The 20,331-nt window shown below is 36.4% G+C and carries 15 protein-coding genes; 13 read left to right on the top strand and 2 right to left on the bottom strand.

Going from position 1 to position 20,331, the window contains the following annotated elements; all coding sequences use genetic code 11:
* The first annotated feature begins 13 nt into the window (after positions 1-13).
* From rfbC to H5968_RS02275, 13 genes are all read left to right on the top strand, one after another.
* Positions 14-559, top strand: coding sequence for a dTDP-4-dehydrorhamnose 3,5-epimerase (gene rfbC, locus H5968_RS02335; protein WP_137666772.1), 546 nt, complete (start codon positions 14-16; stop codon positions 557-559).
* Position 560: 1 nt separating this feature from the next.
* Positions 561-1,874, top strand: a complete 1,314-nt coding sequence (locus H5968_RS02330) for an NAD(P)H-dependent oxidoreductase (protein ID WP_187038645.1) — start codon at positions 561-563, stop codon at positions 1,872-1,874.
* Between the two features lie 644 nt (positions 1,875-2,518).
* Entirely contained in the window at positions 2,519-3,619 is a 1,101-nt protein-coding gene (locus tag H5968_RS02325; protein ID WP_187038644.1) for a glycosyltransferase, read from the top strand.
* 357 nt (positions 3,620-3,976) lie between these two features.
* The gene (locus tag H5968_RS02320) at positions 3,977-6,208 is read left to right on the top strand and encodes a polysaccharide biosynthesis tyrosine autokinase (protein WP_187038643.1); all 2,232 of its coding nucleotides are present in this window, start codon (positions 3,977-3,979) and stop codon (positions 6,206-6,208) included.
* 997 nt (positions 6,209-7,205) lie between these two features.
* A complete protein-coding gene (hepC, locus tag H5968_RS02315) occupies positions 7,206-7,922 on the top strand; it encodes a heterocyst development glycosyltransferase HepC (protein ID WP_187038642.1) in 717 nt (238 codons plus the stop codon).
* 5 nt (positions 7,923-7,927) lie between these two features.
* Positions 7,928-9,784: a heterocyst formation ABC transporter subunit HepA gene (gene hepA, locus H5968_RS02310; RefSeq protein ID WP_187038641.1), complete on the top strand. Its 1,857-nt coding sequence runs from the start codon at positions 7,928-7,930 to the stop codon at positions 9,782-9,784.
* A 119-nt stretch (positions 9,785-9,903) separates the two neighbouring features.
* The gene (locus H5968_RS02305; RefSeq protein ID WP_187038640.1) at positions 9,904-11,085 is read left to right on the top strand and encodes a glycosyltransferase family 4 protein; all 1,182 of its coding nucleotides are present in this window, start codon (positions 9,904-9,906) and stop codon (positions 11,083-11,085) included.
* Between the two features lie 22 nt (positions 11,086-11,107).
* Positions 11,108-12,313 (top strand): glycosyltransferase family 4 protein, encoded by a 1,206-nt coding sequence (locus H5968_RS02300; RefSeq protein WP_222620526.1) that lies wholly within the window; start codon positions 11,108-11,110, stop codon positions 12,311-12,313.
* A complete protein-coding gene (locus tag H5968_RS02295) occupies positions 12,276-13,262 on the top strand; it encodes a glycosyltransferase family 2 protein (RefSeq protein WP_187038639.1) in 987 nt (328 codons plus the stop codon). The genes H5968_RS02300 and H5968_RS02295 overlap by 38 nt, the downstream gene beginning before the upstream one ends.
* 30 nt (positions 13,263-13,292) lie before the next feature.
* A complete protein-coding gene (locus tag H5968_RS02290; RefSeq protein WP_187038638.1) occupies positions 13,293-14,492 on the top strand; it encodes a glycosyltransferase family 4 protein in 1,200 nt (399 codons plus the stop codon).
* A complete protein-coding gene (locus H5968_RS02285) occupies positions 14,410-15,342 on the top strand; it encodes a glycosyltransferase family 2 protein (protein ID WP_187038637.1) in 933 nt (310 codons plus the stop codon). The genes H5968_RS02290 and H5968_RS02285 overlap by 83 nt, the downstream gene beginning before the upstream one ends.
* A gap of 66 nt (positions 15,343-15,408) precedes the next feature.
* Positions 15,409-16,842, top strand: a complete 1,434-nt coding sequence (locus H5968_RS02280; RefSeq protein WP_187038636.1) for an O-antigen ligase domain-containing protein — start codon at positions 15,409-15,411, stop codon at positions 16,840-16,842.
* A 250-nt stretch (positions 16,843-17,092) separates the two neighbouring features.
* On the top strand, positions 17,093-17,971 hold the full coding sequence (locus tag H5968_RS02275; protein WP_096570787.1) for an aspartoacylase: 879 nt from the start codon (positions 17,093-17,095) through the stop codon (positions 17,969-17,971).
* 51 nt (positions 17,972-18,022) lie between these two features.
* Here the strand turns inward: H5968_RS02275 and H5968_RS02270 are convergent, their stop codons facing one another.
* Together H5968_RS02270 and H5968_RS02265 are read right to left on the bottom strand one after the other, a co-directional pair.
* Entirely contained in the window at positions 18,023-19,135 is a 1,113-nt protein-coding gene (locus H5968_RS02270; RefSeq protein ID WP_187038635.1) for a glycosyltransferase family 4 protein, read from the bottom strand.
* A gap of 96 nt (positions 19,136-19,231) precedes the next feature.
* Complete coding sequence (locus tag H5968_RS02265; RefSeq protein WP_096570791.1) at positions 19,232-20,008, bottom strand: PIG-L deacetylase family protein; 777 nt, start codon at positions 20,006-20,008, stop codon at positions 19,232-19,234.
* Between the last annotated feature and the right edge of the window lie 323 nt (positions 20,009-20,331).

The raw sequence follows: 20,331 nt of genomic DNA, 5'->3' as shown, positions 1-20,331 counted from the left end.
TTTTTGAAAAACTATGATTTTTACAGAAACAAATCTTCCTGGAGCATTCATTATTGACTTAGAAGAAAAACCAGATCATCGTGGTTTTTTTGCTCGAACTTTCTGCGCTCAAGAATTTGCTGAACATGGGTTAAAACCAACGGTTGCCCAATGCAATCTTTCTTTTAATCATAAAAAAGGTACATTGCGGGGGATGCACTATCAAATTGCACCCGCAACGGAAACAAAATTAGTGCGTTGTACTCAGGGAGCAATTTATGACGTAATTATTGATATGCGTCCTGAATCTCCTACTTATTTGTCGCATATAGGTGTAGAACTGAGTGCAGAAAATCGCCGCGCTTTATATGTACCAGAAATGTTTGCTCATGGCTATCAAGCCTTAACAGATGGAGCAGAAGTTGTTTATCAAGTGGGTGAATTTTACACCCCTGGTTATGAGCGTGGTTTGCGTTTTGATGATCCACTTTTAGATATTTCTTGGCCTTTAGAAGTAACAGAAATATCTGAAAAAGATCGCAATTGGCCTTTATTGGAATCTATTTTAATAGGAGTTTAAGATGATTATTGTTGATCAAGCTTTAAAAGCCCGTGCAGAGTTAGGAAAACCTGTAAAAGTAGGGATGATTGGCGCTGGTTTTATGGGTCGGGGTATTGCCAATCAAATTATTAATTCTGTTCCCGGAATGGAATTAGTTGCGATTGCAAACAGACACATTGATACAGCGAAAAAAGCTTATTTAGAAGCAGGAATTGAGAATTTTCAAACTGTTTCTAGTGTAGTAGATTTAGAAGATGCGATCGCTCAAGGTGGATATGCAGTAACAGAAGATGCAATGTTACTGTGTGCAGCAGAAGGCATAGACGCAATTATTGAAGTCACAGGAACAATTGAATATGCTGCTCATTTAGTGATGAGAGCGATCGCCCATCAAAAGCATATCATTTTAATGAATGCAGAATTAGATGGAACAATTGGACCAATTCTCAAAGTTCATGCAGACCGCGCTGGAGTAATTTTAACAGCTTGTGATGGTGATCAACCAGGGGTAGAAATGAACCTCTACCGCTTTGTTAAAAGTATCGGTTTAACACCATTATTGTGTGGCAACATTAAAGGTTTACAAGACCCCTATCGTAACCCTACAACTCAAGCCGGTTTTGCTCAACGTTGGGGACAAAATCCCGCAATGGTGACAAGTTTTGCAGACGGTACAAAAATTTCCTTTGAACAAGCAATTGTTGCTAACGGCACAGGAATGAAAGTTGCAAAACGGGGAATGTTAGGCTATGAATACACAGGTCATGTTGATGAAATGACCAAAATGTATGACATAGATCAACTCAAAGAATTAGGCGGTATTGTTGACTATGTAGTAGGAACAAAACCCAGTCCTGGAGTATTTGTTTTTGCTACCCATGAAGACCCCAAACAAAGACATTATCTGAATCTTTATAAATTAGGTGAAGGACCCCTTTATAGTTTCTATACTCCCTATCACCTTTGCCATTTTGAAGTACCCCTTTCCGTTGCGCGTGCAGTATTATTTCATGATGCTGTATTAGCTCCCCTAGCTGGTCCAGTGGTTGATGTAGTTGCTACAGCCAAAATTGATTTAAAAGCGGGAGAAACACTAGATGGCATTGGTTATTATATGACCTATGGACAATGTGAAAATTCAGAAATTGTGCAGCGAGAAAATTTACTACCAATGGGGATAGCAGAAGGATGTCGCTTAAAGCGAGATATTCAGAAAGATCAAGTCATTTCTTATGATGATGTAGAACTACCAGAAGGTAGACTTTGTGACAGATTACGCGCTGAACAAACAGCTTATTTTGCTCCTGCGAAAACTTTAGCAGGTGTCAAATAAAGTAAAAAATTAACCACAAAACGTCAGCATTCAGTAGTCAGTGAAAAAGAAGAAAATCATCAATAATAGCTGATTACTGATAGCTGAATACTTACATCAAAACTTAAATTTAGCCCCCTTGTGTTGGGGGCTGAAAATTTTTTATCACTAAGATTTGAACAAATTGATATTTTTGTTCAAACCGAGCAAATCAATCAGACTTGACCTGGTATTCTGTTACAACTTCCAGTTTGATCCGAAAAATTAAAATTTTTATTAACAAGTATCTACCTAGTTGAAAAAACACCAAAGGCGAAATATCAACATTTCTGCTATAGAGTAGATTTTTCGTGGTTGGCTAATGGTATTGTCAAATCCCTTTGGTTGTACTAATTACTAACACTATAAATGCCTGATTAAGTAATGTAATTGAATGTACAAACCTTGTGGGTTTTGCCATTCATCAAATTAGCAGTGCGATAGCTAGATTAACCAAAGCTATCAGACACTTGCTACATTGACGTTGCAGCTTGTAACTACCTAAGGACGGGTTTAGTACAGACATAATACTGCTATAAACATAGAGATTATTAACATCTGTACACCCTGATGCAACAGCCAATAATTTAGTCAAATAGTCAACACTATCATATAAGGCATCATCCATGAAAATAGCTCTAGTCCATGATTACTTAACCCAGCGCGGTGGGGCAGAGCGAGTGTTTGAATTGCTTTGTAAACGCTACCCCGAAGCCGACATTTTCACATCCTTGTATGATCCTCAAAAAACAATTGATCTGGGTGAACGTTTAGTTAAAACAACTTTCTTACAAAATATTCCCGGTGCTGCCAAGTATTTTCGTGTGATGGCTCCTCTTTACTTTCCTGCCTTTCGAGCCTTAAATTTAGAAGACTACGATTTAATTATCAGTAGTAGTACAAGTTTTGCCAAAGCAGTGCGTAAAAAACCACAGGCAAAGCACATTTGTTTCTGTCATAATGTCACTCGTTTCCTATGGGATACAGAAACTTATTTAAGGGAGTATGGAGACTATCGCTATTTTGCCCCCTTAATTGAAAAAATATTTGCAATGATGAGAAATGTAGATCTGAAATATTCTCAAGAACCAGACCTCTACATTGCTAATTCCAGCGTTGTTGCCCGTCGCATTCAAAAAATTTACGGTAAACAAGCAATTGTGATTAACTATCCAATTGATACCAATCAGTTTGTTTTTTCTGATACTAAGGAGGAATACTACTTGGCATCGGCGCGGATGATAAGTTATAAACGTCTTGATATCATAGTCGAGGCTTTTAATTGGTTAGGGTGGAATTTATTAATATCAGGTGACGGACCCGAACTAGAAAGGTTAAAATCCAAAGCATTAGGCAATATTGAATTTTTAGGCCATGTTAGTGATAGCCAACGTAAAGACTTATTTTCCACAGCAAAGTCTATTATTGTTGCCGCCTTAGAAGACTATGGTTTAGTTCCAGTAGAAGCAAATGCTAGTGGAACTCCAGTAATTGCCTATGGAGCCGGTGGGGTGTTAGATACTCAAATACCTGGTAAAACGGGAGTTTTTTTTAAGAGACAAACACCCGATTCTCTACAAGCCGCATTATTAGAGGCTAGAGGAATATCTTGGAATTACGAAACGATTCGTAATCATGCCGTAAGTAATTTTTCAGAACAAGCATTCTTCTCTAAAGTTGAGGATATTCTTGTTCAATTTGCTGGTGTGCATCACTCATTTATTTAACTTATTAGGTAAGCATTCAGCTATCAGTAGTTAGCAGTCAGCTAAAACTGCTTTTCAGGCTAATTTTCCAGGAATTTTAGGGGAGACTGACACCAAAATCAATTCCTAATTCCTCACTGAAAATGCTTATAAATCCCAGATAATAGCTGATTACTGATTACTGACGGCTGAATATTTACCTTGTTAGCTTGACCCTTAAACAATGGAAAATGAACAATTGACAATTACCTCTGGAGCAAATGAAAAAACTGTCAATTGTCAATTGTCAATTGTCAATTATCAATTATCAATTATCAATTACCAATTGATAAAGGGTAGCAAACTACGCATAGCGTCTCCCACAGAAGGATAATAAAAGTGGTTCAAACTAGTCTAAATCCCCAGATAACTCCAGTAGCAGATCAAGAACCAGGTTATGGACAAATGCTGGCTGTATTTGTCAGGAGATTTCCCTGGGTTGTGTTAATATTTCTCAGTTCTACAGCTTTGGCAGGAATCATAACTTTAAAGACCAAGCCCACCTTCCAAAGTACAATGCAACTGTTAGTAGAACCTAACTATCAAGGCAAACAAGAAGGAGTAGATCCAGTAGAACGTCAGTTTACAGATTCTAACGTTGTTATTGACACAGCGACACAATTGAATTTGATGCGGAGTTCTGGACTAATCCAAAAAGCAGTTGATAAACTCAAGTCGGAATATCCAAATATCACAGCAGAGGAAGTTAAAAAATACTTAGTCGTCAGTCAAATCAAGACTCCAGAAGATAATATCGCTACTAAAATTTTTCAAGTTGACTATAGTGATGGTGATCCAGAAAAAACGCAAAAAGTGCTAACTGCCATTCGGCAAGTTTATGTTGAATATAACAAACAACAGCAGGATATACGTTTAAAAAGAGGTCTGCAAGTTATTAGAGAGCAGTTGCGAAAAGCTAATGATGAGGTGAACGCATCGGAAGCCAATTTGCAACGATTTCGGAGAAACCAGAATTTAATTAATCCAGAGTTGCAGGCCAAAGCAATTGAAGAATCCTTAAATAATATCCAGAAAGAGCGACAAATAACTCGTTCTCAATATGAAGAAGCTGTGGCCAAGCAGAGGTCTTTGCAGGAACAGTTGAATCGTTCTCCTCAGAATGCCTTGGTTTCCTCCCGTCTCAGTCAGTCTACACGTTATCAAGGCTTACTCAACGAAATCCAAAAAACAGAATTAGCTTTAGCACAGGAACGGTTACGTTTTACTGATGATACTCCCGATGTGCAGAAGCTCCAAGAACAGTTGAACAGTCAAAAAGAACTTTTGCAAAAAGAAGTTAGTAGAACTTTAGGGAGACAGTCTAGCAGTGCATTCAGTTTTGCAGACAATCTGCTAGAACAAGGCCAACTGGGAGAAATTGACCTTAACCTCACAGGTGAATTAGTAGAAACTCAAACCAATATAGTTTCTTTAAGCGCCCGTGATCAAACTTTGGCAGAAAAAGAGAAAGAACTAAGAGCGCAACTAAAAAGGTTTCCCTCTCTCTTAGCTTATTACAATCGCATACTTCCCCAATTAGAATTTAGTCGGGAAAGATTGGAGCAACTGTTAAGAGCAGAACAACAATTGCGCCAAGAACTTGCCAAAGGTGGATTTAATTGGGAAGTGGTGGAAGAACCACAAAGAGGCATACAATTAGGACCAAATCTCAAACAAAATCTTTTGTTGGGCGCAGTAGTGGGATTTATTTTAGGGGGTGTTGCAGCCTTTATTAGAGAAGCATCGGATGATTCTGTACACACTACTGCTGAATTAGAAAAACAAGTTGCTCTACCTTTGTTGGGAACAACTCCCAAATTGCCACCAGCTAAACCGAAAGAATCAATCATCAAATTGCCTTTTGGTAAACCTGAAGTTCTTGCTCCTTGGACAATTCAAGTCTTACAATCTCCACCACGTTGGGAATCACTAGACTTGATTTATAAAAATATCGAACTTCTCCACAATGTCTCTGAATTAAAATCTTTGATGGTGACATCAGCATTGCCAGATGAAGGTAAGTCAGCTTTCACTTTAGGTTTAGCTATGAGTGCGGCCAGGTTACATAAAAAGGTGCTTTTAATTGATGCTAACCTACGTGATCCTAGCTTGCACAAACAGTTGAATCTTCCTAATGAACAAGGTTTGTCCACTCTATTATCCAGTGATGTTAGCCTTCCTCATCAAATAGGAATTCCATACTCCGGTTCATCCTATATCGACATTTTAACCGCTGGTCCAATACCTGTAGATCCGGCTCATCTTTTGAGTTCTCCACGCATGATGGAACTGATGGCAGCATTTGAAGAAAACTATGATTTGATACTCATAGATGCTCCTTCAGTTATCGGTATGGTGGATGCAATGCTGACAGCTTCATCTTGTCGGAGTGTGGTTATGGTAGCCAGCATTGGTAGGGTGACACGCAACCATTTAGCCCAAGCTACAGCAATGTTGAGCAAGTTAAATCTGATTGGGGTTGTGGCTAATGGAGTATCTAATTCTGATAGCACTTATGTTCCTTATGTCAAACAACAACAATTAGTGCTAAAAGAATTTGTGGAAAAATAGCTCAATGATTTCCACGGTTCCTTTTTGTGGCAACAATACTTTCTTTGTGAGTAAGTATTCAGCTATCATTAATCAGTAAATGGCTGTTAATAAAATCATAATTTTACTAGATTACCAGGCTTTGAGTAGATAAATTCACAGGCTGAAATTTGTGTTTTTGTGAGTTTTGCTGATAGCTGATGGCTGAAGGCTGAATGCTTACCTTTGTAAATATGAAAAAGGTTATGGTTAAGGAAGTTAATCCTTTTATCCTTGCCTTTTTTTATCATGAAAAGACAAGAATTGAGAGTTGAGGGTTTTTCCCAAAATACCAAAAATAATTTTGCAATTATCGTCAAATAAAAAGTGTATAGATCCCCGACTTCTTAAAGAAGTCGGGGATCTGGATCTGAGTTTTTTTAGTTTGAGTTACTTGTAATTATATGACTAATCCAATTAGTTATACCAATTCTATGTGAGGTTGCCCTATATTTCCGTAGGGGCAATTCATGAATTGCCCCTACAATGTATAATTTGACAAAAATTTGATTATTGCATTTTCATACAGAAACGGTATTAGTTTTTAAATTACAGAATTTATGTATGATGTTTAACACGAAAAGATATTGATTCATCATAGCTTAACATTATGTGTGAAAAAACCTATCTATTTAAAGACTCAATAAAGAATTGATTTAATCATTAGTTAATTCTCGTTTTTATTATATTCTAGGAATTGAAGACAACAATTCACCAGACTGAAATTCGAGTATTCCTGTGATAGCTACAACAGTATTAAGTAGAGTCAATTAAATTAATTTAGCGAGCGTTCCTAAAGGTAATTCCACTCTACATATACCTAGAGTAAATACCAAGTTTCCTAAATCTCTATTTATCTTAATTGCTGTTGCTTAACTGTTTTTGTTGCTTTCTGTACATCTTCATATCTACAGAATTGCACAAAGGTTAACTCATATTTTTAGGTCAGTAATTGGCTACTGTACAAACGCAAATACCTATGACAACTTCAATTTTTCCTAGTTTACAAGAACACAGCACTGTATCACAGTTGTCCCCAAAAAATTATCAATTACAATACTGCACAATTCAGTGGCGTATGGGTCAGCTATTAGTGAAGTCTCGTGTAAATTTACAACAACCATATTTACCTGCTCTAGATAACGAAGAATTATTAGTAGAGTGTTTAAAACATTCTCCTGTTAATTTAGTAACTATAGATCCACAACTAGGTAATGCTGCATTAAAATTTTGGGCAAATGCTTGTAAAAAAGCTCAAAAACCAATATATATCAGCCCATCATCTATGAATCAATTCACAAAACAAAGTCATCAATTATTCAGGGTGATCCAAAGAATAACTGATTGGCTTTTAGCGTTAATTTTGTTGCTATTGGTTAGTCCTTTAATGCTGGGATTAACTATACTTTTGTGGTTACAATCCCCAGAATTTATTTTTTCTTATGAGTGGCAGATTGGTGAGAGGGGTAAACTATTTCAATCGCTCAAGTTTTGTACCAGGGAAAAACATAACATCTCATTTTTAGGGGTTTTGATGCGTAAATATGGTCTGGAGAATTTACCTAAGTTATTCAATGTACTGCGTGGGGATATGAGTTTGATTGGCTCTCGTTGTTGGGTTTTAACAGATGGAGTCCACCTAAGTTTAGAAAATGCAGAACAACTAAATCAGCTATCGATCAATACTGCTAGATAATATCAATGAAATCTCATTTTTTTAATCCGCTTCGCTATTTTCTGAAAACCACTAAATTCTGGCAGGACAATCATTTAATTTTACGAGAGTTTAAACACTTTCGTAAGGTGACTATACTTGCCTTAGTCTTTACCTTTTTAGCAGCAACTTTTGAAGGTATAAGTATTGGCTTCTTACTGTCATTTTTGCAAAATTTAACTAATCCTAATGCTGCACCCATTCAAATAGGAATAGATTGGTTTGACCAGTGGATATTAGGAGTTAATACCTCAGCAATTAGCAGATTATATCGTGTATCTTGTCTGATTTTATTAAGTACATGGATGCGTGCTGCTTTTAACTATTTCTCTCAAATATACACGGAATTTTGTCAATTATATCTTGGAGACAGGTTAAGAAAACAAATTTTTGAACAGTTGCAATCTTTGTCTCTGAGTTACTTTAGTACCACTCGTTCTGGGGAAATAGTTAACACAATTACTACAGAAATTGAGAAGATTAAACAGGGTTTTAGCGGCGGAGCATTTTTATTTACTAGAGGTTTGACAGTTGTTGTCTACTTCATTACAATGCTTTTACTTTCATGGCAACTGACGCTAATTGCCATATTGTTATTTACTTTGTTAGCTGTTGGGTTATCAAATCTGAATGCTAGAGTGCGAGAATCCAGTTTTGGTACTTCAGTTGCGAATGGTAATTTTACATCAATAGCCATAGAATTTATTAATGGTATTCGCACGGTTCATGCCTCTGGTACTCAAGAATCAGAGCGTCAGCGTTACTACAAAGCTAGTAATCAAATAGTCAGCAGTTCAACTAAAGTTATTCTCATTTGGACATTAGTAAAACCCATTGCCGAAAGTGCAGCTACTACTGTGCTGATAGGTATGATTATTTTAGCTTTTAGTAGCTTTGTGGTGAATGGGACTTTACAAGTTAGTTCTTTGCTGACATTTTTCTTTGTACTGTTTCGTCTTGTACCATTCATTCAAGATATTAATGGCACTAGAGCTTTTCTTAACACTCTTCAAGGTTCGGCAGAGAATATTAAAAACTTGTTGAAACGAGAGGATAAAACGTACTTTCAAAATGGGACAATTGAATTTACAGGTTTGAAAAGATCAATTGATTTAGTATCTGTAAATTTTGGCTATAGTCACAATCAACAAGTGCTGCATGATATTACCTTAACAATTGAAAAAGGTAAAATGACAGCGTTAGTGGGTGCTTCTGGTGCTGGTAAAACCACAGTTGCCGATTTAATTCCTCGCTTTTATGATCCTACCGAAGGCTATATTTATGTTAATGAAATTGATGTGCGGCAATTTGAAATTAATTCTCTACGTCGGAAGATAGCTGTTGTTAGCCAGGATACTTTTATTTTCAATACTTCTGTGTGGAATAATATCGCTTACGGTACACCAGAAGCAACAGAGGCAAAAATTCGAGAAGCTGCGCGACTAGCAAATGCAGAAGAATTTATTTTAGAAATGCCAGAAGGGTTTGATACAGAATTGGGAGATAGAGGTGTACGGTTATCTGGTGGACAAAGACAGCGACTTGCTATTGCTCGTGCATTGTTACGTAATCCAGAAATTTTGATTTTGGATGAAGCTACAAGTGCTTTAGATTCTGTATCTGAGAGATTAATTCAGGATTCATTAGAAAAGCTGGCTGTGGGTAGAACTGTAATTGCGATCGCTCACCGTCTTTCTACTATTGCTAAAGCTGATAAAGTTGTAGTTTTAGAACAGGGAAGAATTGTTGAACAAGGTCAATATCAGGAACTTCTAGAACAAAAAGGTAAGCTTTGGCAATATCACAAAATGCAATATCAAATGACTGCTAGTGAGAAAATTTAGCAAATTTGATCGTTTTTTCTATTCATTCAACACAAAGAATTAATTTATCAAACCTTGGTTCAGGACTACTGCAAAATTTTCGATTTTATTTGCTCAACCTCAACTTTTAATCATCCATTATGAAAATCACACTTACTTGTAATACAAGTTTAGGCACTGGTGGACAAGGTGTTTGTTTAGAGAATGCTGCATTAGGTTTAAATAAACTAGGAGATTTAACTGTATTTTGTAGTGGCTTAACAGTGCCAAAAACCGATTTTACTGTATATCCTGTAGGTAATTCTCCTTGGAGTAAAAGATTATTAAGTACCCCCATTTTGCGTCGTCGTAATGATTGGGCTGTATTGCTAAGTGACTTATATTTTGATCAACAGGTAAGTAAAAAATTAAAATCCTATCCCTGTGATTTAATTATGGGAGTAGCTGGACAAACTAACTTAGCATTTAAAGCAGCTAAATCTCAAGGTGCAAAAGCTTGGTTATATTGTTTAAATAATTATCTGCCGTTTATGCAGCAGCAAATTCAGCAAGAATTAGATTTTTTATCTGATCCTACTGTAGCAACCATGCATCCCCAAATGCTCAAGAGGTTTGCTGAAGAATGTCAACAAGCAGATTTAATTATCGTTTTATCTGAAGTTGCTAAACAAACATTTATTCAAGCCGGATTCGCACCAGAAAAAGTAAAGGTTATCACTCCTTTTGTTGACACTAGAAGATTTCATCAAACTGTGAAAAATGATCAAGTTTTTCGAGTGCTTTATGTAGGAACTATTGAACCCAGAAAAGGATTGCCTTATCTAGTTCAGGCTTTTTTACAAGCTGATATCCCCAACTCAGAATTATTGATTGTTGGTGGTGCTTCTACTCGTGGATTAAGACAATTTATGACGGAAGTATTAAACAAACATACCAATATTAAACAAGAATTTTGGAATTTTAGTCAACATGATCCTACTGAAGTTTTTGGTAAATCTTCGGTTCTGGTTTTACCTTCTGTAGAAGATGGTTTTGGTTTGGTTGCACTAGAAGCAATGGCTTGTGGATTACCTGTAATTGTAACTTCTAATTGTGGTGCAGCGGATGTGGTAAATCATGGCATAAATGGCTTTATTTCTCCTCCTAGAGATGTACAAACTATGGCTAATCAATTGAGATTTTTAGCAGAAAATGAATCCATCAGAAGAGAAATGGGAAAAGTTGCGAGGATAAATTCACAACAATATAATCAGGCAATTTATCAACATCAATTAAGGGAAATTTTCTTAAAGCAAGATTTAATTACAGCGATTTTCAACTAAAAAGGAGAAAATAGAGAAAATAATGTTAACCATACATGAAAACATAATTTCTCAAGAAACAATATATCACTGTTCTGGTGTTGATATCAGAGGAAATGGGGGGATGGAAACTTACATATCTTCTTTGATCAATTTTCCTATGAATGGAGTGATGAAGACCCATACTAATTCTGTTAAGAATTTAGATCAAAGTCAATGTAAGTTACTGCACCTTCACGATCCAGAATTCTTATTAGAATTGACTGGGGAATGTCCAGCAGTCTTGACACTGCATAATCATTGTACTTATTGTCCCAGTGGTACAAAATATTTAGCCGATCGCCAAAAACAATGCGATCGCAATATGCACCCATTAGGTTGTACTTGGGGACATTTAGTAGATGGTTGTGGTAGTCGCAGACCACAAAGAATATTTGAGAATTTGCGGAATAGCTATAATTTTCTTAGCACTGCCAAAAAAGTCAACATTCCTGTAATTGCTAATAGTAATTATGTACGAGAACAAATTATTAGTAATGGTTTATCACCCCACCAAGTAATTACACTTCACTGCGGTGTCAAAAAGCCGATATATCCCACAGCATCTTTAACTGAAGAAATTCATCAAAATCAGCGCATTTTGTTTGTGGGTCGCATTGTCCCCGACAAAGGAATTGAATGGTTACTGAAAGCTTTAGCCAAAACTCATCCGCAAATTCATCTTGATATTGCAGGTGAAGGTTGGATAAAAAGTACGATGGAAAAATTAGCAGAAAAAATGGGTTTAAGTAATCGTATTACTTGGCATGGTTGGTGTAATAAAGACAAGCTTAAAACACTTTATCAGCAGTGTTTAGCTGTGGTTTTTCCTAGTCTGTGGCCTGAACCTGCGGGCTTAGTGACTTTAGAAGCTTATGCTCATTATCGTCCTATAATTGCTAGTGTTGTTGGTGGAATACCTGAATATGTGCAAGATGGGAAAACAGGAATCCTTGTACCAGCTAATGATACACGAAAATTAGCAGATGCCATCAACCAACTAGCTACAAATTACCATCAAAGTCGAGGCATGGGCGAACAAGGACAAGCTTGGTTTCAACAAGAATTTACTCTGGATCTTCACATTCAGAGATTAGAAACAATTTACGCCAAAACTATCGCTGATTTTAGCTTAAAAAATAGCAGAAATGAAAAAATAACTAACCTGAATTATGACTATAAATACTCAAATATCAGAACCTCTGGTTAGCGTAATTATCCCTACTTATAATCGCCCAGAATACCTCAAGCAAGCAATTACTAGCGCCGTTAACCAAACTTATCAAAACATTGAAATTATTGTTTCTGATAATTGTAGTCCTGAAAATCCTGAAAATTTACTAGCATCTTTTTGTGACTCACGGATCAGATTTTGGCGACATCCAGAAAATGTGGGAATGCTCAATAATCAAATGAATGCCTTTAAAATGGCACAAGGTAAATATGTCGCTAGTCTCCATGATGATGATATGTGGCATCAAGATTTTTTAGCTAAACTTGTACCACATCTAGAAACTAATCCTCATTTGATTTTGGCTTTTTGTGACCAATATATTATTGATGGTCAAAGTCAAATTAATCCAGCAGCAACTGAAGAAAATTCCCGCAGTTATAAGCGTAATAAAATTGCTTATGGAGTTCATGAAAATTTCCAACAAATTGGTTTAGTCGATAAAAGTATACCGACAGCAGCAGCTTGTGTAATTCGCAATGGTTTGATTAATTGGGATAGTATTCCTTCAGAAGTTGGGGGAATGTGGGATTTATATTTAACTTACTTATGTTGTATCTCAGGACATGGAGTTTACTATTATCCTGAAAAATTAACATATTATCGGGAACATGAACAAACTGATACTATGCTCAGTGGTAGACGTAATATCCAGTCCAAAATTTGTAAAGCTAAAAGTGAAATTTTCTGCTACCAAACCTTTATGGAAGATAAGCATTTGCAACAGTTTCATTCACATTTTAGAAAACTCTGGTTAGAAGCACATACAACTTTAGGCATTGGCTTGATGCTAGATCAACAAACCACAGCAGCACGTTCTTATTTTTGGCAAGCATTACAGAGACAAAAATTTAATTTGCGAACTTTAATAGCTCTGACTCTCAGTTTTACACATCCCAAATTCACGCAGAAATTACTGGGTGTTTAATAAACATTTAATTAACTAGAGAGGTTATTAGTGAAACTTTGCATTGTTACCCATAAAATTCAAAAAGGTGATGGTCAGGGCAGAGTAAATTATGAAGTTGCTCTAGAAGCCATTCGTCGTGGTCATCATTTGACATTATTAGCCAGTGAAATCTCACCCGAACTAGCAGAAAATAGCCGGGTAAATTGGATTAAAATTCCTGTCAATGGATATCCTACTGAATTTATTCGCAATTTTATCTTTGCTCAAAAAAGTGGTGCTTGGTTACGTAAACATCGCCATGAAGTAGACTTAATTAAAGTTAATGGTGCAATTACTAAAGGTGCGAGTGATGTAAATGCAGTACATTTTGTCCATAATTCTTGGTGGCGATCGCCTGTACACATTTCCCGTCATCGTCAAGATTTATATGGTTTATATCAATGGCTATATACTGCCATTAATGCCTCTGCTGAAAAACAGGCATTTCGAGAAAGTAAAGTTGTAATTGCTGTATCTGGAAAAGTAGCTGATGAATTAGTAAACATTGGTGTACCCCGTGAGAAAATTCGGGTTATTGTTAATGGTGTAGACTTACAAGAATTTGCTCCCGGTATTTCTCATAGGCAAAAATTGGGTTTACCAGAAAATCTCAATTTAGCCTTATTTGCTGGAGACATTCGCACAACTAGAAAAAACTTAGATTCAATTCTGCAAGCCTTAGTAAAAGTCCCTAATTTACATTTAGCAGTAGTAGGAAAAACAGAAGGTAGTCCCTTTCCAGAATTAGCAAATGCTTTAGGCATCAGTGAACGAGTGCATTTTTTAGGATATCGAAGGGATGTAGCCGAAATTATGCGGGCTGTAGATTTCTTTGTTTTTCCTTCCCGATATGAAGCTTGCAGTCTGGTTTTATTAGAAGCAATGGCTTCCGGTTTACCTGTTATCACTGCCACAGCTACAGGAGGTGCAGAATTAGTCACACCAGAGGCAGGAATTATTTTACCGGATACAGATGACATAAATGCTTTATCTGCCGCCTTATTGTTATTAACAGATAATATACTGCGTCAACAAATGGGTAAAGCGGCTCGCAACATTGCCGAACAACATAGCTGGTCAATAATGGCACAAACCTATTTAGACTTATTTACAGAGTTAATGCAAAATGAGGAATACAGTTCTCATCCCCACCTATCGCCGTCCCCAGGACTTATCACGCTGCCTTACCGCACTGCAAGCCCAAACTAAGCCAGTGGATCAGGTAATTGTCGTAGTCCGGGATACAGATACGGAAACATGGCAATTCCTGGGCGAATTTCCGCCCCACAAGCTACCATTGCAAATTGTCACAGTTACACAACCGGGAGTAGTAGCGGCTCTCAACACCGGACTGACAGCAGTAAACGGAGACATAGTTTCCATTACTGATGATGATGCTGCTCCCCATCCTGACTGGCTAGAAAAAATCACTGCACACTTTGAAAGCGATGGTTGCATCGGTGCAGTAGGTGGACGTGACTGGATACACCAAGGCGAGAAAATAGAAAACGGTTCTTGTGCAAAAGTAGGGCGTGTACAGTGGTTTGGGCGAGTAATTGGCAACCATCATTTAGGAGTAGGAAAACCTCGTGAAGTTGATGTCCTTAAAGGTGTGAATATGAGTTTTCGCACCCAAGCAATGGGGAAATTAACATTTGATCAACGGATGCGAGGAACTGGCGCACAGGTACATTTTGAAATGGCATTTACCCTAGCTCTCAAACGTGCAGGTTGGAAAATTATTTATGATCCTAACGTTGCCGTAGATCACTATCCTGCCCAACGTTTTGATGAAGATCAGCGGGAAAACTTTAATGAAATTGCCTTTACTAACTTAGTTCATAATGAAACCCTAGTTTTATTAGAACATTTACCACCTTTACGCCGAATTGTCTTTTTATTTTGGGCAATCTTCATCGGCACTAGGGATAGTTTAGGAATATTGCAATGGTTGAGATTTTTACCCAGTCAAGGCATAATTGCCACTAAAAAATTACAAGCCTCTTTGCGGGGACGTTGGCAAGCATGGCAAAGTAATAAATTGATAATTGATAATTGATAATTGATAATTTGTAATTCGTAATTTGTAATTTTTTCCAATCACCCATTACCCATTACCAAAAAAGTGATTTCCAAACAGATCCTTTTCAATAGTTTTTTACAAACTAATTATTCCCCAGAAAAAAGATCAGCACAAGCTTGGATAGTCATTGCTGGCTTTATCTTGCTCACAGCAACTTGCTATTTTGGCGGTGCTGCTAGTTTATTACGCTTAGTTTTTCCCGCCTCTTCCTTCGTAGTTGCTGTATTTTTATACTTGCGTCATCCCATTCTTTACATTGGTTTTACTTGGTGGATTTGGTTTCTCACACCCTTCCTAACTCGGTTAGTTGACTATCGAATTGGTTGGGACCCCACCCGGCAAATGATGCTTGCACCTTATGTAGTGGTATTTGTGACTATTGCCACTTTTATCAAATATTTACCTCGTGCTGTTCGTCAAGGAGGTTTACCTTTTGTTTTAGGTTTTATCGGGGTAATCTACGGTTTTTTAGTGGGATTAATTTTTAATCAACCAGTTCCAGTTATCCGCGGACTTTTAGACTGGTTAAGTCCCATTATTTTTGCATTTCATTTATTTATAAATTGGCGAGATTATCCCAGTTATCGTCAACACATTCAGCGGGTATTTTTATGGTGTGTTTTAATCACAGGAGCTTATGGAATCTATCAATTTGTAGTTGCTCCTGAGTGGGACAGATTGTGGCTAATGGAATCAAAAATGTTTACAAGTGCTGGCGCTCCTGAACCTTTTGGAATGCGAGTTTGGAGTACACTGCACTCAACTGGTCCATTTGGTTCGGTGATGCAGGCTGGTTTGTTGTTATTATTTACCAGTTCTGGTCCATTAATTTTTCCTGCTTCGGCAGTTGGGTATTTGTCATTTTTACTTTCACAAGTACGTACTAATTGGGGTGGTTGGTTTCTAGGGATTATTATCATTTTGGGTTCGGTCAAAGCTCGGATTCAAATGCGTTTAATTATGATCATTTTAGTAATGGCTATGTGTGTTGTACCATTGCTAAATATTGAACCTATCTCTGAAGTTGTGACTACTCGCTTGGAAAGTTTTTCTAATCTACAAAAAGATACTAGTTTTCTGGAGAGATCAAAATCTTATGATCGAAATCTCAATTTAGCCCTTTCTACTGCTCTTGGTAATGGTTTAGGAAATATCTGGAAAGTTAATGAAAAAACTGGACAAATTGAAGTTATTGTGATTGACAGCGGCATTTTAGATATGTTTTTTACTTTGGGTTGGTTCGGTGCTATACCTTATCTTGGTGGGTTGTTATTAATGCTTTTTAGTGTTAGTAACTATACTGAAGGAAAGTTAGATAGTTTTGTCAGTGCTGCTCGTGCTATTGGGATCAGTTCCTGCGCTCAGTTGATTATTTATAGTGGGATGTTAAGTGTGTCAGGTATGATTATGTGGGGATTTTTGGCTATGGCTATGGCAGCACATAAATACTATCAGCAGCAAGGAATGAAGATGTAATTAAGATGTAATTAATTGGATTAGGATTTAGAACTTGAACAGTAAACAAAGGAGAGAACGCAAAGTTTCTCTTGTAAAGAACAAAATTCCCGATTTCTTAGAGAAGTCGGGAATTTAATCGCGTCATGCTATATAATCATTTTGATGTTTTATTAAAAAAGGCTGATTTTTAACTAATTTATTTTTTGCTGAATTAATTATAATCTAGCTGCTTTTTGGTAATTTCATCTTTTGTATGTATGAGGTAATTATGAATCAAATCAATCGTGTGGCAATTGTTGGAGGCAGTCACGGTAATGAATTAATTGGAGTTTATCTAATCAAAAAGTTCCATAAATATCCAGATTTAATTCAGAGATCAAGTTTTGAAACTTTGTCATTATTCGGTAATCCTAAAGCTATTGCCAGTGGAAGCAGATACATTGATAAAGATTTAAATCGTTGCTTTACTGGAGACAATTTACCTGATGACAAAATTTCTATTTATGAAGAATTAAGGGCTAAGGAAATTCAAGCAATTTTGCAACCACAAAACCAAGATTGTGTGAATGCAATTATTGATTTACATACGACTACTGCCAACATGGGATTATGTATTATATTGGGTAATATGCACCCCTTGTTACTGCAATTGGCGGCTCATCTGAGTGCAATTAATCCTTTGGTAAAAGTGTATATTCATCAGCAACCTAAAAACAGTGGTTTTCTCCGTTCTTTAAGTGAATTAGGTTTAGCTATAGAAGTTGGTGCTGTAGCTCAAGGTATTTTAAATGGGGAATTGTTTCAACAAACAGAGCAACTAATTTATGCTGTGTTGGACTATTTTGAACAATGTAACCAAGGTAAAATTCCACAAAATAGTCACACTCTGACAATTTATCAATCTATTTGTGCGGTTGATTATCCTAGAAATGAAGATGGGGAAATTAAAGCGATGATTCATCCCCAACTTCAATTTAGAGATTATCAACCTCTCCATCCTGGTGATCCAATTTTTCTCACTTTTGAAGATGAAGAAATTCTCTATGAGGGAGAGTCTATTGTGTATCCTCTCTTTATCAATGAAGCTGCTTATTATGAAAAAGGAATTGCCATGTATTTTAGTCAAAAGGAAGTGATTAATATATAGCAATAAATAGAGAATAGGTAAGGTAGATGAATGGATATTGATGACTAATGACTATTTACCTACTACTAATTCTCTCATTTGTATTGGGTTGATGACGGTATATTGTCTAGTTAACTCACGGTATATAGCCAATGTTTCCTCACTTACTCGCATGGTACTAAATCTTTCTAGATTTTGCTGGGCGCGTAATTTCCAGCTTTGTAATTGTTGAGGATCTTTGAGTAATTGCGCTAAGGTATTAGCCAATGTTTGGCTATCTTTGGGTGGAATAAGAATACCAGCTTGACGATGATCTAAAGTTTCAGGAATGCCATCTACATCACTAGCGACAATGGCACAACCAGCTTCTCGTGCTTCTGTTAAAACTAAACCAAATGATTCACAATGTGAGGCGAGAACAAAGATATCTGTGGATAACATATATCTTTGAGGTTCTGGTTGGAAACCTTCAAAATGAATACGTTTGCGTAGTTTACCGCAGTTTTTAACCATGCTCTCAAATATAGCACGGTCTGGTCCATCTCCTACTAAATAAAGATGGGCTTGAGGAAAATCTTTAGCAATAGTTTGGAAGGCTGCAATTAACTCACCAATACCTTTTCTAGTATACATTCCTGCTACTGTGGTTATGGCTGGATGATGTAGTTTTATGGGTTGATAATCTTGGATTTTTCTATGTCGAGGACTGCCTAAAGTGCCGTTAGCAACTACTCGTAATTTTTCGGCGGGAATACCACGACGAATCATAGAATCAGCTACTGCATGACTAACTGCAATTACCCGATCTGCTAATCCCATTAATACTGCACTACGTTGAAATTCATTATGTACAGTGGAAACTAAACTATATTCATGATTATTTCTCAAAATTCCTGCCAGTACAACTCCTGTCATCATGTGGGCATGAACAATATCTGGTTGAAATTCTTTGATAATTTCTCGATAACGCCAAGCTGCTTTAATGATGTTTAATGGTGTACGTGATTGATTGAGTTGAAAATGCTCAATTCCATGATTTACTAATAATTTTTCGTATTCTCCACCTGCTGAAGCAACAGCAACTTTAAAACCTTGTTTTGATTGTAAACAAGCTAAGTCTACTGCGACATTGACAATTCCGTTACCGATTTTTTGGACATGGTTCGTAATGTGTAGTATTCGCATTTATTTGTTCTCCACAGCAATTGTTGTTAATAAAAATTTCATCAGGCAAAAGATTTTGATATTTTAGCTTTGAGCTTTTGATTCAATACACGATAATTAATTATGAAAGAAGATTTCTTCTGAAGATAAAAATCGTTTGATAAAGCCTGGTGGTAGGGTTTGCATTTGGGAAGGATAGGCAGCGATCGCTCTTTTTTTCTTTTCTTGTACTGAGGTAATTGATAAGCGATACGCTGATTTAATATCATTGAATTTTAAGAGGATAAATAAGGGCGCTCTCCAAAATACCCAAATAGGATATTGTAGGAGTTGTACTTTAATTCCACTCTGGGCGATCGCCTCTTTTACCAAGTAATATGTAGCTTCATGATCTCTATGACAATCTTTACGGTGAGGAACATAAACTTCTCCTGGTTGATAACGTTTTAACAGTTCGGAAATCTGTGCAATGGTTTGTTGTTTTTCTTCAGGGTTTAAGTCTGGTAAACTGCCATCTTTTTTATTCAAAAAGTGAATTTCTGAAGGAGAAATACCCAAAATACTTAATGCTTCTAAAGACTCTTGTTTACGAATTTGAATAATTTGATTTTGAATATTTGTATCTGTACCATGGGAACCACGTCCATCGGTTAAAAAAGTGACGGCTACTTTTATTCCTTGTTCCCGTTTGCGAGCGATCATCCCACCACAACCTAAAGTTTCATCATCTTGATGGGGAGAAAAAACCATTGCAGAAGCTTCACTAAATTGAAACTGTTCACTTCCCCAACCTAAAATAAATTTTGCAAGTAAACTAGCATGAATATATTGGACTGTATTTAATAAATTGCTGGGAATTAATTTTTGTAATTCCATCAAGGTTGTTTTTAGCATATTTTTTTACTTCCTCTACTTTTATTTTAATTTATTCTTTAAACAGAGTCTCAACCTATGAAAATTAAGGCAAAGTACAAAGCCTTAATTATCATCATATTTAAATAAAAACAGCTAGATTTATTGATTTTGTAAATTTGTTCTATGATTATGAAGATTAAATTGTACATGAATCAGCACACCAAAAAATTTTATTTGTTCACATTAACAATCATTATTTGATTGTCAATGATCAAATATTATAACTCATGTACGGGTTTAGCAATGCTAAACCCATACTTAATCCTAAATGCTGGATTTTTACACTTAATCCAATAAGTTGG

This window comes from Sphaerospermopsis sp. LEGE 00249, assembly GCF_014299995.1.
GTDB lineage: Bacteria > Cyanobacteriota > Cyanobacteriia > Cyanobacteriales > Nostocaceae > Sphaerospermopsis > Sphaerospermopsis kisseleviana.
Note: the sequence above shows the minus strand (reverse complement) of the source record. Positions and strands in the feature narration are given on the sequence as shown.

What these genes read in the sequence shown, in the direction of transcription:
- rfbC (WP_137666772.1), top strand. Translation starts at nt 14, where the DNA reads ATGATTTTTACAGAAACAAATCTTCCTGGAGCATTCATTATTGACTTA.
- H5968_RS02330 (WP_187038645.1), top strand. Translation starts at nt 561, where the DNA reads ATGATTATTGTTGATCAAGCTTTAAAAGCCCGTGCAGAGTTAGGAAAA.
- H5968_RS02325 (WP_187038644.1), top strand. Translation starts at nt 2,519, where the DNA reads ATGAAAATAGCTCTAGTCCATGATTACTTAACCCAGCGCGGTGGGGCA.
- hepC (WP_187038642.1), top strand. Translation starts at nt 7,206, where the DNA reads ATGACAACTTCAATTTTTCCTAGTTTACAAGAACACAGCACTGTATCA.
- hepA (WP_187038641.1), top strand. Translation starts at nt 7,928, where the DNA reads ATGAAATCTCATTTTTTTAATCCGCTTCGCTATTTTCTGAAAACCACT.
- H5968_RS02305 (WP_187038640.1), top strand. Translation starts at nt 9,904, where the DNA reads ATGAAAATCACACTTACTTGTAATACAAGTTTAGGCACTGGTGGACAA.
- H5968_RS02300 (WP_222620526.1), top strand. Translation starts at nt 11,108, where the DNA reads ATGTTAACCATACATGAAAACATAATTTCTCAAGAAACAATATATCAC.
- H5968_RS02295 (WP_187038639.1), top strand. Translation starts at nt 12,276, where the DNA reads ATGACTATAAATACTCAAATATCAGAACCTCTGGTTAGCGTAATTATC.
- H5968_RS02285 (WP_187038637.1), top strand. Translation starts at nt 14,410, where the DNA reads ATGAGGAATACAGTTCTCATCCCCACCTATCGCCGTCCCCAGGACTTA.
- H5968_RS02275 (WP_096570787.1), top strand. Translation starts at nt 17,093, where the DNA reads ATGAATCAAATCAATCGTGTGGCAATTGTTGGAGGCAGTCACGGTAAT.
- H5968_RS02270 (WP_187038635.1), bottom strand. Translation starts at nt 19,135, where the DNA reads ATGCGAATACTACACATTACGAACCATGTCCAAAAAATCGGTAACGGA.
- H5968_RS02265 (WP_096570791.1), bottom strand. Translation starts at nt 20,008, where the DNA reads ATGCTAAAAACAACCTTGATGGAATTACAAAAATTAATTCCCAGCAAT.